This window comes from Streptococcus sp. bf_0095 (assembly GCF_004166885.1).
Lineage (GTDB): Bacteria > Bacillota > Bacilli > Lactobacillales > Streptococcaceae > Streptococcus.
This window is the reverse complement of record NZ_RCYU01000001.1, coordinates 720041-739135: the sequence shown is the minus strand read 5'-3', so window position 1 is coordinate 739135 and position 19095 is coordinate 720041. Positions and strand designations below refer to the sequence as shown.

General features: G+C 41.6%; 15 protein-coding genes. 12 read left to right on the top strand and 3 right to left on the bottom strand.

Going from position 1 to position 19095, the window contains the following annotated elements; genetic code table 11:
• Positions 1-77: 77 nt before the first annotated feature.
• The 10 genes from EAI95_RS03740 (at position 78) to EAI95_RS03695 (ending at position 12656) form a co-directional block, all read left to right on the top strand.
• A complete protein-coding gene (locus EAI95_RS03740; protein ID WP_129822232.1) occupies positions 78-1367 on the top strand; it encodes a DUF1958 domain-containing protein in 1290 nt (429 codons plus the stop codon).
• A gap of 474 nt (positions 1368-1841) precedes the next feature.
• Positions 1842-2393 carry a hypothetical protein gene (locus EAI95_RS03735; protein ID WP_129822231.1) on the top strand — a complete coding sequence of 184 codons (552 nt, stop codon included), beginning with the start codon at positions 1842-1844 and terminating at the stop codon, positions 2391-2393.
• Positions 2394-2755: 362 nt separating this feature from the next.
• Positions 2756-3310 (top strand): hypothetical protein, encoded by a 555-nt coding sequence (locus EAI95_RS03730; RefSeq protein WP_129822230.1) that lies wholly within the window; start codon positions 2756-2758, stop codon positions 3308-3310.
• A gap of 424 nt (positions 3311-3734) precedes the next feature.
• Positions 3735-4685, top strand: coding sequence for a competence protein CoiA family protein (locus EAI95_RS03725; RefSeq protein ID WP_129822229.1), 951 nt, complete (start codon positions 3735-3737; stop codon positions 4683-4685).
• Between the two features lie 70 nt (positions 4686-4755).
• Entirely contained in the window at positions 4756-6558 is a 1803-nt protein-coding gene (gene pepF / locus EAI95_RS03720) for an oligoendopeptidase F (RefSeq protein ID WP_129822228.1), read from the top strand.
• 1 nt (position 6559) lies between these two features.
• Positions 6560-7273 (top strand): O-methyltransferase, encoded by a 714-nt coding sequence (locus tag EAI95_RS03715; RefSeq protein ID WP_023026613.1) that lies wholly within the window; start codon positions 6560-6562, stop codon positions 7271-7273.
• A 77-nt stretch (positions 7274-7350) separates the two neighbouring features.
• Positions 7351-8292, top strand: coding sequence for a peptidylprolyl isomerase (locus EAI95_RS03710; protein ID WP_129822227.1), 942 nt, complete (start codon positions 7351-7353; stop codon positions 8290-8292).
• A 290-nt stretch (positions 8293-8582) separates the two neighbouring features.
• Positions 8583-9065, top strand: a complete 483-nt coding sequence (locus EAI95_RS03705) for an LURP-one-related family protein (protein WP_125374277.1) — start codon at positions 8583-8585, stop codon at positions 9063-9065.
• 36 nt (positions 9066-9101) lie between these two features.
• Complete coding sequence (gene alaS / locus EAI95_RS03700) at positions 9102-11720, top strand: alanine--tRNA ligase (protein WP_129822226.1); 2619 nt, start codon at positions 9102-9104, stop codon at positions 11718-11720.
• 279 nt (positions 11721-11999) lie between these two features.
• Positions 12000-12656 (top strand): type II CAAX endopeptidase family protein, encoded by a 657-nt coding sequence (locus EAI95_RS03695; protein WP_129822225.1) that lies wholly within the window; start codon positions 12000-12002, stop codon positions 12654-12656.
• 150 nt (positions 12657-12806) lie between these two features.
• Here EAI95_RS03695 and nrdF read toward each other — a convergent pair whose 3' ends face one another.
• The 3 genes from nrdF to nrdH form a co-directional block, all read right to left on the bottom strand.
• Entirely contained in the window at positions 12807-13766 is a 960-nt protein-coding gene (nrdF, locus tag EAI95_RS03690; protein ID WP_129822224.1) for a class 1b ribonucleoside-diphosphate reductase subunit beta, read from the bottom strand.
• A gap of 122 nt (positions 13767-13888) precedes the next feature.
• A complete protein-coding gene (gene nrdE / locus EAI95_RS03685; protein ID WP_129822223.1) occupies positions 13889-16048 on the bottom strand; it encodes a class 1b ribonucleoside-diphosphate reductase subunit alpha in 2160 nt (719 codons plus the stop codon).
• Between the two features lie 131 nt (positions 16049-16179).
• The gene (gene nrdH / locus EAI95_RS03680; protein ID WP_006596951.1) at positions 16180-16398 is read right to left on the bottom strand and encodes a glutaredoxin-like protein NrdH; all 219 of its coding nucleotides are present in this window, start codon (positions 16396-16398) and stop codon (positions 16180-16182) included.
• 430 nt (positions 16399-16828) lie between these two features.
• Here nrdH and EAI95_RS03675 point away from each other — a divergent pair, with 430 nt between their 5' ends.
• Positions 16829-17092: a phosphocarrier protein HPr gene (locus EAI95_RS03675; RefSeq protein WP_006596636.1), complete on the top strand. Its 264-nt coding sequence runs from the start codon at positions 16829-16831 to the stop codon at positions 17090-17092.
• Positions 17093-17094: 2 nt separating this feature from the next.
• A complete protein-coding gene (ptsP, locus tag EAI95_RS03670; RefSeq protein ID WP_120702149.1) occupies positions 17095-18828 on the top strand; it encodes a phosphoenolpyruvate--protein phosphotransferase in 1734 nt (577 codons plus the stop codon).
• Positions 18829-19095: the final 267 nt, after the last annotated feature.

Sequence of the window (19095 nt, the reverse complement as noted above, 5' to 3'; positions counted from 1 at the left end):
TAGGAAATAGAGTTTGTGAATAGAAGGACTTATGCTATAATGGAGAACGATGATGTTTATGAAAGAAATGAGAGAGAATGAAGTTTAAACGTGCCTTATTTGCGACACTTTCCCTTGCTTGCCTGTCTTTCCCAATGCTAGCAAAGGCGGATGATCTTTATCAACAAGAAGATATCATGTCGATCACAGAAAAATCAGGGACTTCGGTGGATGAATTTTTCCGTCCCAAGGCTGATATTGTCGTTGATGCTCATACAGGAGCTATTCTTTACGGAGATAATATTGATGCTCCTCGTGACTCCGGTAGTATGGCTAAATTGATGTCCGTCTACGTGCTTCTGAGAGCTATTAAAGAAGGGCAGCTGGATTATGATACCCTGATTACAGCGACGGATACGGATGTGATCATTTCTCAAAATCAGAAGTTGAGCAATAGTCCCATTGTGGCGGGTGCTCAATACAAGGTATCTACCCTCCTAAATATGATTTTTGTTCCTTCATCCAGTGCTGCTACCATCATGATTGCCAATAAGGTGTCTGGAGGAGATCCAGATAAATTCTTGGATTTGATGAACCAGCGGGCCCAGGAAATTGGAATGACCAATACCAAGTGGAACAATCCTAATGGTGCCCCAACTGCAGTCTTAGATGGCTACTATAATACGACCCGCTATGATCAACATGCCATTAACCAAACAACAGCAAGAGATATGTCTATTTTGGCCTATCACATAGTTAATGAGTTCCCTGAAATTCTCAACTATACTAAAAATGCCAAGATAACACTCTTCCAAGGGACAGATTATGAAGAAACCCATGAAAATTACAATTATTCCTTGGAAGGTGGAAGGTATTCTCTAAAGGGAGCGGATGGCCTAAAAACCGGCTCTAGTCCGACAGCAGATTATAATTACACCTTGACGGTTAATCGCGGAAATCAGCGATTTGTTCAAGTCATTATGGGAGTTGGGCATTACGATGTGGAAATTGCAGAGAGCCTGCGCCACGTCATTGGAAATGCCCTGATTGAAAGACTCTATCAGGATTATGAGTACAAAGAGGTGCTGCCTGCAGGGGATCACACGATTCAGGGGCAAACCTATCACTTAGACAAACCCTTCTATGCTACAGTGAAAAGAGGGACCAATCCAGAGATTAGTGTTCAAAATGGCCAGCTACAAATTGCCAATGGCTTGCAAACTGTTTCTCCGTCCATTCAGCAAACGCAGGCTGTAAGCGCAGTAGAAGCGCCTCACCAGAAGACCACGAGTAGTCGTCAAAAAGGCTGGGATCCAATGTGGCTCTGTTGCTTCCTTCCCTTTATTTTCTTAAGAGTTTTCTTTAACATCAGATATAAGAGAAAATAAAAAGATTTCCAGATTTGGAAATCTTAAATTAAAGAAATAGTATTCCTAGAAACTTTCCTTAGGTGAGTACGGACGTCAGCGAACTTCGAAGAAGTTCCATGACTTAGTTTTGGATCTAAGGCTCCAAAACTCCCGAGTGCTAGAAACAAGAGTGTTTCTAGCACTTTTCTCACAGCGGAAAGTTTTTGTCCTTCTTAAATGCCTAAAAAATATAAGTCATTCTTTGATAATCATCCGACTATCTTAAGTAAAAAATAGTTTCTCTACATTCGAAGATTTCCAAATACGGAAATCTTTTTTTGTAGTGAACAAAAGGAACCGCTGCTTCTTGGGAGGAGAGAAGCAGTGCTAGAGCAGTTGTTCTCCTACATTTTCGGATTTGATTTCACAATCTATCATCAGTTAGTGATTGATTTGACTGTCAAATTATTTGATGATACAATGGTCTCGAATCAATATTAAAGGAGTAATCGAATGAAAAAATTGATTTTATCTACTACAGCCTTGTTGGCAGCTGCTTCGCTTGCAGCTTGTTCAGGTAAGCAAGAAGTAAAAACCGAAGCTTCTTCATCTACTGAGAAGACAGAAAAGGTAACAAGCAAGTCTTCTAGCTCATCTAAGGCAGAAAAGACTTCTTCTAATACTAGCTCTCAAACAACTAGTGATATATTCCCATCAGATGAAGAGCTTGAGAAGTTAAAAACAGTTGGTGATTTTAAAAAGTGTTTCGCAAAAATCTTGGATGAATCCAATCGCCTGATGACTGAATCAATGGAATCTCTTCCTGAAAGTGCCAAAGAGACATTTGCTCAAACGGCAGATTCTCTTAAGGAGACTCTTGCAAAATCTAAGGAAGCATTTAACAAAGCGGTTGAGCAATATGGAGATGATAATGCGGAAGTTCCAAAAGAGTTTCGTGAAACCTTTATTGAACAGTTGAAGGATGCTCGCGACTCTGCCAAAGATTCATCAGAGTCACCAGTGGACCATGATTCAGACGATGAAGACAGCGATTCAGATGAATAAATAGATGGCTAGCATTGGACTTTTTGGTTAAAAGCCAAAAGGAGGAGACGAGTGGAGGGATTTTCTACTTGCAAGAATCTCCCTCTTCCCTTAGGGTATCCTCTCTTATACCTCATGTTGGAGAAGTTGTAGAGACAGGAGAACTTGTCCACATGATGCCGATATTTTCTAGGATTCCAACAGTGAATCAACCTTTAAGTATCTGGAGATAAGGGAGAGGTGAGCCTCATCCAAATAAATCGATAGACCGGAGATCAACTGATCTCTGGTCTTTTTTAGAAAGTCTCAGGGAAAATACATGAATTGACGGCAACCTAGCTTGATGCTAAAATGGTAGTGGAAGGTAAAAAAGGAGAGATTGAATGAAAAAAATATTGTTATCGATAGTTGCTTTACTGGGAGTGATTGGGCTAGTAGCCTGCTCGAATCAAGAAGGGACCTCGTCCAGTGACAAGTCAGTTCAGGGGACAAGCAAGTCTACAACCACTTCTCAGGGCAAGAAAGTGACTAGCTTAAAAGGATCCTCAGAGTCTCCTTTTGTCTTGTATACAGATGAGGAACTTGAAAATGCTAGAACTGTTGGAGACTTTAAAGCGCTCTATGCTTTGATGATGGACCGAACCGTTGCTCATTCAGAGGAAGCAGGAGCATCACTGACGGGCTCAGCTAAAGAGACCTATGAGACCTATCTGAAAGATTTGAAAGAGAAAATGGAAACGAGCAAGGCCCGCTTTAATGAATCCATGGATACGATAGGGTCCGAAGATACCGAAGTTCCGGAAGCTACACGTGCAACCATTGTTGAAAAATTCGAAACGGCTCGAAAACAAGCTGAAGCATCTGAAAATGGGACCGCTCCATCATCGGAAACTCCAAATCCGGCATCAGACGAGAATTTGAGTGAGCCAGATCAATAAGCGAGGGATGTTTTTAAACGTCTCGTCTAGGATGGATGAGCAGTCGCTTTGCATGTAAGAACGATTATATCTAAACAAGGAGCTTGGCTCCTTTCAGATTGAAGATAAAGTAATTTTAGAAACTTTCCTTAGGTGAGTACGGACGTCAGCGAACTTCTACGAAGTTCCATGACTTAGTTTTGAGCCTAAGGTCTCAAAACTCCCGAGTGCCTGAAACACAGTTGTTTCAGGCACTTTTCTCACGGCGGAAAGTTTTTCATCTTCTTAAATGACTAAAAAATGAAAGTCATTTTTTGAAAATCATCCAGCTGTTTTATAAAAAAATAATAGTTTGTCTGCATTCAACAAGGAGCTTGGCTCCTTTTTTTCTTTCTCTACTGTATAAGCGTCTTCGGTTACGAATTATATAAGTGGAGGTGATGACATGTTTATTGCGAAAGATGCAAAACAGCAGCGTTGGAATTGTTTGGAGAAGATCCCGATGAAAAAGGAGGGCCCTTTTTTCTGTCTCCTGTGTGGAAAGGAAGTCCGCTTAAAGAGAGGACCTGTGATACGTCCTCATTTTGCTCACGTTAGCCTAGAGGCTTGTCCCTTTCATCATGAGACGGAGAGTCCCGAACATCTAGAATTAAAATTGGGGATTTATCAATGGGCCAAGCAAAACACCCAAGCTGAAGTAGAAAGTCCTCTGCAGGCTTTCCAACAGATTGCGGATGTTCTCTTTCCGGATCAAAAGATTGCCTTAGAAGTGCAATGTAGTTCCTTGTCTATGGAGCGTTTAAAAGAACGGAGCGATGCCTATCACAAGCATGGCTATCAGGTCTATTGGTTGTTAGGGAAGAACTTATGGCTCAAGAAAAGTCTATCAGCTCTGCAAGAAGGTTTTGTCTATTTTAGTCAAAATAGAGGCTTTCATCTCTGGGAGTTGGACCTTGAGAAGCAGGAAGTTCGACTCCACTATCTCATTCATCAAGACTTACGAGGGCGTCTTCATTATCGGACTCAACATTTTCCTTTTTATGGAGGGAATCTGTTAGAAGTTTTGCGGACCCCTTATGCCCAACAAAACTTGCAACAAATGACAGTCCCTCTAGACAGACAGTTTAAGGACTATCTTCGTCAACAGCTGTATTACCGCCATCCTAAATGGATGGCCCTTCAGGAACAAGTCTATCTGAAAGGAAAGCATCTTCTGGAGTTGGACTTGGAAGCCTTTTATCCCCTTTGTCGGCCACTGAAGTCTTCCCATTTTATCCAGATTAGGGGAGATTGGCGAAGCTATTACCAGGACTTTATGACCTACTATCGTTCAACTGGAATGAAAGCGACGCAGACTCTTTATTCCCCTCGTTTTTATCAGAATGGGAAAGCTTAAATTTCCGTGAATCAAATACCCCCAAATGGTAATATATGTGTTAAAATAGAAACATTGGAGGATTTTTGTAATGGTAAAACAACGAAATGAAATTGATGAAAAATACCAATGGGATTTGTCAACCATTTTTGCGACAGACCAAGCTTGGGAAGAAGAAGCAACTGCTTTAGCTGCAGCGATTAAAGATGCTGCCCATTTTGCAGGCTCTTTATTGTCTTCTCCAGCCAACCTATTAGAAACAACAGAAGTTTATTTGGACTTGAGCCGTCGTTTGGAGAAGGTCTATGTCTACGCCCATATGAAGAATGATCAGGATACGCGCGTAGCCAAATACCAAGAATTCCAATCAAAAGCCATGTCCCTTTACAGCCTTTTAGGGGAGACTTTTGCCTTCTACGAACCAGAATTTATGGAGATCACCGAAGAGCAATATGCCAACTTCTTGAAAAAAGTCCCTGCCTTAGAAGCTTATGCTCATTACTTTGACAAATTGCTCAAAACCAAAGAGCACGTTCTTTCTCAAAAAGAAGAAGAATTGCTAGCAGGAGCGGGTGAAATCTTTGCTGCTGCGGGTGAAACCTTTGAGATTCTGGACAATGCCGACATCGTCTTCCCAATGGTGAAAGATGACCAAGGCCAAGAAGTACAGTTGAGCCATGGAAACTATATCTCTTTGGTAGAGTCGAAGGATCGCCAAGTCCGTAAGGAAGCTTACCAAGCCTTGTATGGTGTCTACGAACAGTACCAACATACTTATGCCAAGACCCTTCAGACCAACGTCAAGGTCCACAATTACAATGCTAAGGTTCGCAAATTCTCAAGCGCGCGTGAAGCAGCTCTTTCTGCTAACTTTATCCCAGAGAGCGTCTATGACAGTTTGGTAGAAGCGGTGAACAAGCATTTGCCACTCTTGCAACGCTACGTGAAGTTGCGCTCAAAAATCTTGGGAATTGAAGATTTGAAGATGTATGATGTCTACACGCCATTGTCTTCTACTGACTACAAGTTCACTTACGAAGAAGCCCTTGCTAAGTCTGAGCAGGCTTTGGCGGTGCTTGGAGATGACTACCTATCCCGCGTGAAGCGCGCCTTCACCGAACGTTGGATCGACGTGCATGTCAACCAAGGGAAACGCTCAGGGGCTTATTCAGGTGGTTCATACGATACCAATGCCTTTATGTTGTTGAACTGGCAAGATACACTGGACAATCTCTTCACCTTGGTGCATGAGACAGGCCACAGTATGCACTCTAGCTATACTCGTGAGACTCAGCCTTATGTCTATGGGGATTATTCTATCTTCCTTGCTGAGATTGCTTCCACAACCAATGAAAATATCTTGACTGAGCAATTGTTGGCAGAAGTAGAAGATGATGAAACCCGTTTTGCTATTCTCAACCACTTCTTGGATGGTTTCCGTGGTACGGTCTTCCGTCAAACCCAGTTTGCTGAGTTTGAACATGCGATTCACAAGGCCGACCAAGAAGGACAAGTCTTGACCAGCGAATTCTTAAATGAACTGTATGCGGACTTGAATGAGAAATACTATGGTCTTTCTAAAGAAGACAATCCAGAAATCCAATACGAATGGGCTCGTATTCCTCATTTCTACTATAACTACTATGTTTTCCAATATTCAACCGGTTTTGCAGCAGCTTCTGCCTTGGCTGAGAAAATCGTTCATGGAACACAAGAAGATAAGGACAAATACCTAGAGTATTTGAAGGCCGGAAATTCGGATTACCCACTCAACGTGATCCGCAAGGCGGGTGTTGATATGGAAAAAGAAGACTACCTCAATGCTGCCTTTGAAGTCTTTGAACGTCGTCTTAATGAATTTGAGGCTCTCGTTGAAAAATTAGGATTGGCCTAAGATGGTAGAGTCTTACAGTAAAAATGCCAACCACAATATGCGCCGCCCAGTTGTCAAGGAAGAAATTGTCTCCTTCATGCGGGAGCGCCAAGCGCCGGTAACGGATGCTTTAAAAGAGCTAGAAGAATTTGCTCGGCGGGAAAATATTCCCATCATCCCTCATGAAACGGTCGCTTTCTTTCGTCTCTTTTTGCAGACCATGCAACCCAAGTCGATCTTAGAAATTGGGACGGCGATCGGCTTTTCGGCCCTCTTGATGGCAGAGCAAGTGCCTGATGCAAGGATTACAACCATTGATCGCAACGAGGAAATGATTGGTTTTGCCAAGGAAAACTTTGCTCGTTTTGACCAGCGCAACCAAATCACCCTCTTAGAAGGGGATGCGGTGGACCTGCTAGAACATATCGAGCAACGCTTTGACTTGATTTTTATGGATTCGGCTAAGTCCAAGTACATCGTCTTTCTTCCAGAAGTTCTCAAACGGTTGGAAGTTGGGGGAGTGGTGATTTTAGACGATATCTTCCAAGGGGGAGATGTAGCACGTGATATTATGGAAGTCCGTCGTGGACAGCGCACCATCTATCGAGGCTTGCAACGTCTCTTTGACGCCACTTTGGACCATCCTGGCTTGACGGCTAGTCTGATTCCGCTCGGTGATGGCATTCTCATGATCCGTAAAAACGAGGAAGAAATTTCCTTGCCGACAGAAGAGTAGCTTTTAGTCTTATTTAAGTTATCCTTTTGAATTTGTGGTAAAATAGAAGCAGTGAATTTTAGAATGGAGAAATAAACATGAAGAAAAAATTTGTAGCTGGAGCAGTTACCCTTTTATCAGTTGTAACGCTAGCAGCCTGTGCAAAAGGAGGTAGTGACAAGGATATCGTCACTATGAAGGGTGACACGATCACTGTTGGTGATTTCTATGATGAAATCAAACACAACCAAGGTGCACAACAATACCTGTTCCAAATGACCATTAATAAAGTCTTTGAAAAAGAATACGGCTCAAAAGTCTCAGACAAAGATGTTGAGAAAAAAGTTGATGAGCAGAAAAAACAATTGGGTGAAGCCTTCAATAGCTACCTCACTCAACAAGGGTTGACAGAAGAAACCAACAAACAACAAATCCGTAGTAACCTTTTGTTAGAGTATGCGGTTGACCAAGCTATTTCAAAAGAGTTGACAGACGAAGCTTATAAAAAAGCCTTTGAAAGCTATACACCAGAAATCACTGCAAATGTGATAAAATTGGATTCAGAAGAAAAAGCGAATGAAGTTCTTGCAAGTGTAAAAGCTGAAGGCGCTGACTTTGCACAAATTGCCAAAGAAAATTCTACAGATGCTAGCACCAAAGAAAAGGGTGGAGAAATCAAATTTGACTCTGGAACAACAACTGTTCCAACCCGTGTTAAGGAAGCAGCATCTAAGCTTGATGTAAATGGTATTTCAGATGTCGTTATTGATCCTGCTAGTCAAAAAAGCGCTGGTGCCTACTATATCGTTAAAGTAACTAAGAAGGAAGAAAAAGGATCTGACTGGAAGAAATACGAAAAACGCTTGAAAGAAATTCTGACGGCAGAACGTAAAAATGATGCCAACTTTATCCGTAGCATCATTGCCAAAGCAATGACAAATGCCAATATCAAGGTCAAAGATGATGCCTTCAAGGCAACCTTCAACCAATACATGCAAAATATTGGTGCAACAACAGAAGATAGCTCATCTTCTAAATAAGGATATTAGTTGACGAGCATTGTATTTATCTGTATAATGAGATAGTTGAGAATAAATCATTTAGAATCAGATTCAGAGAAGTGGCGGGGGTGCGAGCCATGGAAGAGGAATGATTTTGCTACTCAATAGAACAATTACATAATCGAATGAAGAATGACAAGTTCATTGAATGAAGGTGGTACCGCGGTTTTTCGCCCTTCGTTAGTGAGCTTGTCTTTTTTTCAGCATTTCTACCGGAGACCCTTTCTAATAAGAGAAAGGTTTTCATATGGATTTGCAGGAGGAAACTGATGAAAACGTATCTGGTGAAACAAAAGTTTCGACTTGGAGGGGAACGCTTTGACATCAAAAATGATCTGGGAATGGTAGAATACCAGGTAGAAGGTTCATTTTTGAAAATTCCCAAGACCTTTACGGTATTTGATGTGGAAGGCCAGAAGGTCAGCCATATCACGAAGAAGCCTTTTAGCCTCTTACCCCAATTCACTGTAGAATTGGCAGATGGCTCCAGTTTTTTCATCCGTAAAAAACTGACCTTACTCCGTGATAAATATGACATTTCTAACCTAGGACTACGCATCGAAGGCAATATCTGGGATTTGGATTTCAAGTTATTGGATGATCGCGACCAGCTGGTTGCAGAGATTAGCAAGCAAGTCTTTACCTTGACGTCGACTTATCAGGTATCCGTCTATGAAGAGGAATATGCCAATCTGGTGATTTCCTTGTGTCTTGCCATTGACTATGTAGAAATGATGGAAAATGGCTCCTAAGCCAATCAATAGAAAACAATAAATAGAGGAGAAAACATGAAACAATTATCTAGTGCACAAGTCCGCCAAATGTGGCTTGATTTCTGGGCGACCAAAGGTCACTCAGTAGAACCATCTGTTAGCTTGGTTCCAGTAAACGATCCAACCCTATTGTGGATCAACTCAGGGGTCGCAACCCTTAAAAAATACTTTGATGGGACTATCATCCCTGAAAACCCACGGATTACCAATGCGCAAAAAGCCATCCGTACCAACGATATCGAAAACGTAGGGAAGACTGCTCGTCACCATACTATGTTTGAAATGCTGGGGAACTTCTCCATCGGGGATTACTTCCGTGACGAAGCCATTACCTGGGCTTATGAACTCTTGACAAGTCCGGAGTGGTTTGACTTCCCTAAAGACAAACTCTACATGACCTACTATCCAGCTGATACAGATTCATACAACCGCTGGATCGAAGTGGGCGTGGACCCAAGTCACTTGATCCCAATCGAAGACAACTTCTGGGAAATCGGTGCTGGACCTTCTGGACCAGATACAGAAATCTTCTTTGACCGTGGAGAAGCATTTGACCCAGAAAACATCGGTATTCGCCTTCTTGCAGAAGATATCGAAAACGACCGTTACATCGAAATCTGGAACATTGTCTTGTCACAATTTAACGCGGACCCCGCTGTTCCTCGTAGCGAGTACAAGGAATTGCCACACAAGAACATTGATACGGGCGCTGGTTTGGAGCGTTTGGTGGCGGTTATCCAAGGGGCTAAGACAAACTTTGAAACTGACCTCTTCATGCCTATCATCCGTGAAGTTGAGAAATTATCTGGTAAGGTTTACGACCAAGATGGCGACAACATGAGCTTTAAGGTCATCGCTGACCACATCCGTTCGCTTTCATTCGCGATTGGTGATGGTGCTCTTCCTGGAAATGAAGGTCGTGGTTATGTCCTCCGTCGTCTCCTTCGTCGTGCCTCTATGCATGGTCAAAAATTGGGTATCAATGAGCCTTTCCTTTATAAACTTGTTCCAACTGTTGGAAAAATCATGGAAAGCTACTACCCAGAAGTACTTGAAAAACGTGACTTTATTGAGAAAATTGTCAAGAGCGAAGAAGAGTCATTTGCTCGTACCCTTCACTCAGGTCAACACTTTGCCCAAGGCATCGTAGCAGACTTGAAAGAAAAAGGACAATCTGTCATTGCTGGTCAAGATGTCTTTAAACTCTATGATACATACGGATTCCCAGTAGAGTTGACAGAAGAAATCGCTGAAGAAGCTGGTATGACTGTAGACCGTGAAGGTTTTGAAGTAGCCATGAAGGAACAACAAGAGCGTGCGCGTGCATCTGCTGTCAAAGGCGGATCTATGGGTATGCAAAACGAAACCCTTCAAAACATCACTGTAGAAAGTGTCTTTAACTACAATGCTAGCCAATTGTCTTCTAAGTTGGTGGCTATCGTAGCGGACAATGCAGAAGTAGAAGCTGTTTCTGAAGGGACTGCATCACTGATCTTTGCAGAAACTCCATTCTATGCTGAAATGGGTGGACAAGTTGCGGACCATGGTCAAATTTTGGATGCTGCAGGAAACGTCGTAGCGACAGTGACAGATGTTCAAAAAGCACCAAATGGACAACCACTTCATACTGTTGAAGTTCTTGCGCCACTTGCTTTGAACCAAGAATACACCTTGGCTATCGATAGCAATCGTCGTCACCGTGTCATGAAGAACCACACAGCCACTCACTTGCTCCATGCAGCTCTTCACAATATCCTTGGCCACCATGCCACTCAAGCAGGATCACTTAATGAAGTGGAATTCCTACGTTTTGACTTCACTCACTTCCAAGCTGTGACTCCAGAAGAGTTGCGTGCTATTGAGCAACAAGTCAATGAGAAGATTTGGGAAGCCATCGCAGTGGAAACTGTTGAGACAGACATTGACACCGCTAAAGAAATGGGAGCTATGGCCCTCTTTGGTGAGAAATACGGTAAGGAAGTCCGAGTTGTCACTATCGGAGACTACTCAGTGGAGCTCTGTGGTGGTACCCACGTAGGCAATACTTCTGAAATCGGACTCTTCAAGATTGTTAAAGAAGAAGGTATTGGATCAGGAACTCGTCGTATCTTGGCAGTGACTGGTAAGGAAGCCTTTGAAGCTTACCGTGAACAAGAAGATGCTCTGAAAGCAGTCGCAGCAACCTTGAAAGCACCTCAACTCAAGGAAGTCCCTCATAAGGTGGAAGGACTTCAAGAGCAACTCCGTCAATTGCAAAAAGAAAATGCAGAATTGAAGGAAAAAGCAGCAGCAGCGGCAGCAGGCGATGTCTTCAAGAATGTTCAAGAAGCAAACGGACACCGTTACATTGCCAGCCAAGTTTCTGTATCAGATGCAGGTGCCCTTCGTACCTTTGCGGATAACTGGAAACAAAAAGATTACTCTGACGTCCTTGTTCTGGTCGCAGCAATCGGTGACAAGGTCAATCTTCTCGTAGCAAGCAAGAACAAAGACATCCACGCAGGTAACTTGGTTAAAGAATTAGCTCCAATCGTTGATGGACGTGGTGGTGGAAAACCAGACATGGCCATGGCAGGAGGAAGCAACCAAGCCAAGATCCAAGAATTGTTGGATGCCGTGGCGGGTAAATTGTAATAAAGAGGAGATCTACCTTCGGGTAGGTCTTTTTGTATGGTAAACTGTTAAATCTTTGCAAAAACTTTTTAAGAAGTACTTGTAATTTTTGATAAATACATTACAATAAATATATAGGAAAAGGAAGTGTCTTAGATATTGCTCCATTGTCGATTTGAAGGCGCAGTCCGAGGCCCTCATAAAAATCCTAAGTTTGACAGCATAATAAATAATCAAAGGTAGATAATTGAATTAAAAAATAGACTTGGAATAGGAATCGAAAGGAAAAAGGAGTGTTGTATGAAGGGGAACAGTATCTGGAAAAATGTTGGTTTGTATGCCTTGGTGGTCTTCTCTCATTTTATTTTATTTTCGAGGATTCTTGCTAGTTGCTTGAATGTTCTCATTGAGGGAGGTTCCGAGCTTCTCATTCTCTTGATATTCGCTTTGGTATCTGCTCTCTATATTTTTGGTTTATGGAAATGGTACCAAAAGGGTTGGAAACTTGAGGTTAAAAAGACCAAACTGACGTCCACGATATGGTTACCCATTGGATTATTAGTTGCCTTTATTGCTCTTCAAGCCTTGGTCTCGGGTGAATCGTCTAATAATCAAAGAAGTATTGAGTTTTTCTTGGAGTTATTTCCTGCCTTCGTTTTTTTCTATATTATTTTTATTGCTCCCATTATTGAAGAATTCATAACTAGAGGCTTAATGGCCAAGTATCTATTTTCAAAGCAGGAAACCCTAGGACAGACCTTGCTCTATATTGCTCTTTCTTCTAGTTTATTTTCTTTTCTCCATCTTCCGTCTAGTCTAGGGCAATTTCTAACTTACTTTATAATGGGTTCAATTTTTGCTTTAGCGTATCTGACTAAGGAAGATATTCGTTATGCCATTGCCCTGCATATAGCAAATAACCTGATCGCTTCTCTCCTTATCTTCTTACTTCAATAAAGAAGAATGGGGAGTAACATACCTACCAAATCAGCCCTTTCCAAATCTGGAAAGGACTGATTTGTTTATTTGAGATAGTTTCTTCTGCAGCAAGGCTAATTTTTAGCATGAAAAAACAAAAAAACCTTTCCATCTGGAAAGGTTTTTGTCTTATAGGCCGTAGTTGTAATCGTCATCCTGCATGGCTTCTACTTCACCGAGAAGGTAACCATTTCCGACTTGAGAGAAGAAGTCGTGGTTAGATGTACCGGTTGAGATCCCGTTCATGACGATTGGGTTGACATCATCCGCTGAGTCAGGGAAAAGGGGATCTTGTCCCAAGTTCATGAGGGCTTTGTTAGCATTGTAGCGAAGGAAGGTCTTGACTTCCTCTGTCCAGCCTACACCGTCATAGAGGCTCTCTGTATAGCCTTCTTCGTTTTCATAGAGGGTGTAGAGCAGGTCATACATCCACTCTCTGAGTTTTTCTTGTTCTTCTTCAGGCAATTCATTGAAACCGAGTTGGAACTTGTAGCCGATATAGGTCCCGTGGACAGATTCGTCCCGAATGATCAACTTGATGATTTCAGCCACGTTGGCCAACTTGTTGTTTCCAAGATAGTAGAGCGGTGTGAAGAAACCAGAGTAGAAGAGGAAGGTTTCAAGGAAGACGCTGGCTACTTTCTTTTCAAGGGGAGTCCCATTGAGGTAGATCTCGTTGATGATTTCTGCCTTCTTTTGAAGGAAGGGATTGGTATTGGTCCATTCAAAAATCTCTTCGATTTCTGACTTGGTATTCAAGGTAGAAAAGATAGAAGAGTAAGACTTAGCATGGACAGATTCCATGAATTGGATGTTGTTAAAGACAGCTTCTTCATGAGGAGTACGAATATCCGCACGAAGGGCTTGCACACCCGTTTCAGACTGCATGGTATCGAGAAGGGTTAAACCTCCAAAAACTTTACCAACAAGGTCTTTTTCCTTGTTAGAAAGCTTTCTCCAGTCGTCCAAGTCGTTTGACAAAGGAATACGTGTATCCAACCAAAATTGTTCGGTTAGCTTTTCCCAAGTAGATTTATCGATGACATCCTCGATGGCATTCCAGTTAATGGCTTTGTAGTAAGTTTCCATTTGAAATCTCTTTCTTTTTCTAATTCATTCAATCATACAATCATTGTTATTCTAACACAATTGTTAGAATACTGCACAAAAAGTCGGCGGACCGACTTTTGGTAGCAATGGATCAGAGTGTCTTAGATGACACAGCTTTCACATTGGTTTGCGCCAACTTCTCCACCATCATCGGTAAAGGTACGGACGTAGTAGATAGACTTGATTCCCTTGTTAAAGGCGTAGTTGCGAAGGATAGACAAGTCACGAGTGGTTTGTTTGTTTTCTGTTTTCCATTCATAAAGCCCTTTTGGAATATCACTGCGCATGAAGAGGGTCAGTGAGAGTCCTTGGTCTACGTGCTCAGTTGCGGCAGCATAGACATCGATGACTTTACGCATATCCATATCGTAGGCAGAAGTGTAGTAAGGAATGGTTTCTGTTGATAAACCAGCTGCAGGGTAGTAGATCTTCCCGATTTTCTTCTCTTGGCGTTCTTCAATCCGTTGTGTGATTGGGTGGATAGAAGCAGATACGTCATTGATGTAGCTGATAGAACCATTTGGTGCGACAGCCAAGCGGTTTTGGTGGTAAAGACCATCTGCTTTCACTTTATCACGAAGTTCAGCCCAATCTTCTGCACTAGGAATGAAGATGTCTTTAAAGAGTTCTTTGACACGCTCTGATTTTGGAACAAACTCTCCAGTCGTGTACTTATCAAAGTAGCTACCGTTGGCATAGTCTGATTTTTCAAAGTTGTGGAAGGTAACGCCCCGTTCACGCGCGATGTTATTTGATTCCACGAGGGTCCAGTAGTTCATAAGCATGAAGTAGATGCTAGTGAACTCAACAGACTCAGGTGATCCGTACTCGATCAATTGTTGGGCAAGATAGCTATGAAGTCCCATAGCACCAAGACCAAAGGTATGCGCTAGGCTATTTCCATGGTCGATCGTAGGAACAGCTACGATGTGAGAACTATCAGTAACGAAGGTCAAGGCACGTACCATAGCACGAATAGAACGACCAAAGTCAGGCGAGGTCATCATGTTGACCACGTTGGTTGAACCAAGATTACATGAGACGTCGGTTCCCATTTTAATGAACTCTTGAGCATCGTTGATCAAGCTTGGTTCTTGAACCTGGAGGATCTCTGAACACAAGTTACTCATGATGATTTTGCCATCAACTGGGTTGGCGCGGTTAGCAGTATCAATATTGACTACATATGGGTAACCAGATTCTTGTTGCAATTTAGAAATTTCTGTTTCCAAATCACGGGCTTTAATTTTTGTCTTACGGATGTTTGGATTAGCAACCAACTCATCGTATTTTTCAGTGATGTCGATATAGTTGAATGGCACTCCGTATTCACGCTCTACAGAATATGGGCTGAAGAGATACATTTCTTCATTCTTACGAGCCAACTCATAGAACTTGTCTGGTACGACGACACCAAGTGAGAGAGTCTTAACACGAACTTTTTCATCGGCATTTTCTTTCTTAGTTGAAAGGAAGGCGATGATGTCTGGGTGGAAGACGTTGAGGTAAACAACCCCCGCCCCTTGACGTTGACCCAATTGGTTTGAGTAAGAGAAGCTATCTTCAAAGAGTTTCATAACAGGAACGACCCCAGAAGCAGCTCCTTCATAGCCTTTGATCGGTGCTCCAGCTTCACGAAGGTTGCTGAGGGAGATTCCAACCCCACCACCGATACGTGAAAGTTGAAGGGCAGAGTTGATAGAGCGTCCAATCGCATTCATATCATCTGTTACTTGGATCAAGAAACAGGAAACCAATTCTCCACGGCGGGCACGTCCAGCATTTAAGAAAGAAGGAGTAGCTGGTTGGTAGCGTTGGTGGATGATTTCGTTTGCGATGTCTTTGGCAATGTCTTCATTTCCATCTGCAAAATAGAGAGCATTGAAGAAGACGCGGTCTTCCATGCTTTCGAGATAGTATTCTCCATCATTTGTTTTCAGCGCATACTGGTTATAGAATTTATAGGCAGCCATGAAGGACTTGAATTGGAAGTTTTGGTCTTTGATAAATTGATAAAGTTCTTCCAAGAATTCTGGACGATATTTCTTGATAAAAGCTGTTTCGATATAGTTGTGTTCAATAAGGTAGTTGATTTTATCCGTTATTGAATCAAAGGCCATAGTATTTGGCACAACATTTTCTTTGAAGAAGGCATTCAAAGCTTCTTTATCTTTATGAAGCATGATTTGACCGTTTACTGGACGGTTGATTTCATTATTAAGACGGAAGTAGGTTACGTCTTCAAGTGATTTTAATCCCATAATGTTCCTTTTTCTAATTCAAAAACAAAGGGGAGGCAAGCTCCCCTGTACAAGTAAAAGGGCCAGGGAACACAGTAGTCAAGGACTACAGTCATCCATTCCCTAGACCAATCAAATCCTGTTTGATAATGTTAAGATAATTTCTTGAGCTTAGCTGGTTGGAAGCCAGAGAAGACTTCATCTGCCGTTTGGATAACTGGCGCAGCATTGAAACCAAGGTTCTTCACATGGTCTACAAACTCAGGTTGCTCATCTAGATTAATTTCACGGTATTCAACGTGATTGGTATCTAAAAAACGTTTGGTCATTTTACATTGAACGCAATTATTTTTTGAATAAATTGTCACCATAATGTGATCTAACTCCTCTAAATTCATAAATCTGTATCTAGTATAAACAAAAGGTTTTTCCTTGTCAAGAGTTTTAACTAAATATTGTGCACATAAATTAACTATACCGGAAGATACCACAATATGTAGTATTGTAAGAATTAGTGAAAATTGAGGAAAACGTGATAAAATATAGGTTTTTTAAGTCAAAGGAATTCCTATCTTTTTCCTAAAATTCTATATACTGTGTCCGTGAAAGCAATTCTATTTATTTAATAGAAGAAAGTAAAAAAAGAAGATCAAAAGAAGAGAAAAATTGAGTGCTTCCTGTAAGTATTTTCAGTAAGTGTGTGATAAAAATCTTGAAAAATAATGAAGAAGATGATATAATAGCAAATTGTAAGGGTTATCACAGATAACTCAAAACTAATTTTAAAAGGAGAGTCAAACTATGGCTTCTAAAGATTTCCACATCGTGGCAGAAACAGGTATCCACGCACGTCCAGCAACTTTGTTGGTTCAAACTGCTAGCAAATTTGCTTCAGATATTACTCTTGAATACAAAGGTAAATCAGTTAACTTGAAATCAATCATGGGTGTTATGAGCCTTGGTGTTGGTCAAGGAGCTGACGTTGTAATCTCAGCTGAAGGAGCTGACGCTGATGATGCTCTTGCAGCAATCGCTGAAACAATGGAAAAAGAAGGATTGGCATAAACATGACAGAAATGCTTAAAGGAATTGCAGCATCTGATGGTGTTGCCGTTGCTAAGGCATATCTACTTGTTCAACCCGACTTGTCATTTGAAACAATCTCAGTTGAAGATACAAATGCAGAAGAAGCTCGTTTGGATGCAGCTCTTGAAGCTTCACAAAACGAGCTTTCTCTTATTCGGGAGAATGCAGTAGCGAGCCTTGGTGAGGAAGCAGCACAAGTATTTGATGCTCACATGATGGTTCTTTCTGACCCTGAAATGGTTGGTCAGATCAAGGAAACAATTCGCACGAAGAAGGTGAATGCTGAGGCTGGTTTAAAAGAAGTTACAGACATGTTTATCACCATCTTTGAAGGAATGGAAGATAACCCATACATGCAAGAACGTGCAGCAGATATTCGCGACGTTACCAAACGTGTTCTTGCAAACTTGCTTGGTAAAAAATTGCCAAACCCTGCGACCATCAATGAAGAAGCAATTGTGGTTGCGCATGACTTGACCCCATCAGATACAGCTCAATTGAACAAACAGTTCGTTAAAGCTTTTGTTACAAACATTGGTGGCCGTACAAGTCACTCAGCGATCATGGCGCGTACACTTGAAATCGCAGCTGTTCTTGGTACAAACAACATTACAGATCTTGTAAAAGATGGTGATGTTTTGGCCGTATCTGGAATCACTGGTGAAGTTGTTATCAACCCAAGTGAAGAACAAATCGCAGAATTCAAATCAGCTGGTGAAGCTTACGCGAAACAAAAAGCTGAATGGGCTCTTTTGAAAGATGCGAAAACTGTTACTGCAGATGGGAAACACTTCGAGTTGGCTGCTAACATCGGTACACCTAAAGACGTTGAAGGTGTGAATGAGAATGGTGCAGAAGCAGTTGGACTCTATCGTACTGAATTCTTGTACATGGACTCTCAAGACTTCCCAACTGAAGATGATCAATACGAAGCATACAAAGCGGTTCTTGAAGGTATGAACGGTAAACCTGTTGTCGTTCGTACGATGGATATCGGCGGGGATAAAGAACTTCCTTACTTCGATCTTCCTAAAGAAATGAACCCATTCTTGGGTTACCGTGCTTTGCGTATCTCCATCTCTGAAACTGGTAACCAAATGTTCCGTACTCAATTACGTGCCTTGCTTCGTGCATCTGTTCACGGTAAATTGCGGATCATGTTCCCAATGGTTGCTTTGTTGACGGAGTTCCGTACCGCTAAAGGTATTCTTGAAGAAGAAAAAGCGAAATTGGTTGCTGAAGGTGTTGCCGTTGCTGACGACATCGAAGTAGGTATCATGATTGAAATCCCAGCAGCAGCAATGTTGGCTGACCAATTTGCCAAAGAAGTTGACTTCTTCTCAATTGGTACAAACGACTTGATCCAATACACAATGGCTGCTGACCGTATGAACGAACAAGTATCATACCTTTACCAACCATATAACCCATCAATCCTTCGCTTGATTAACAACGTTATCAAGGCAGCTCACGCTGAAGGTAAATGGGCTGGTATGTGTGGTGAAATGGCCGGTGACCAAACAGCTGTTCCACTCCTTGTCGGAATGGGCTTGGATGAGTTCTCAATGTCAGCTACATCAGTCCTTCGTACACGTAGCTTGATGAAGAAATTGGATACAACTAAGATGCAAGAATACGCTAACCGTGCTCTTACTGAATGTTCAACAATGGAAGAAGTTCTTGAACTTTCTAAAGAATACGTGAACGTAGATTAATTGATTTTAAGAATCTGATAACAAAGTTATCACCTTGGAAGAGGTGGTAGCTTTTTTATTTTGCTACTTTATTTGTCTTATAAAGGAAGTAGCTGAATAAAAATAGAGTAGATATCCCTATATCAAAACAAAAAATCTAAATTTTCTAAAAATTTTCGGAAATAGCTTTAATTACAATTATTTTTATAGTATAATGTTAGAAAGATAGTTTGAAAGGTGAACAATTCTGAATCTATTTTAGGAAATTTCAGGGAAATAATGGAAGTT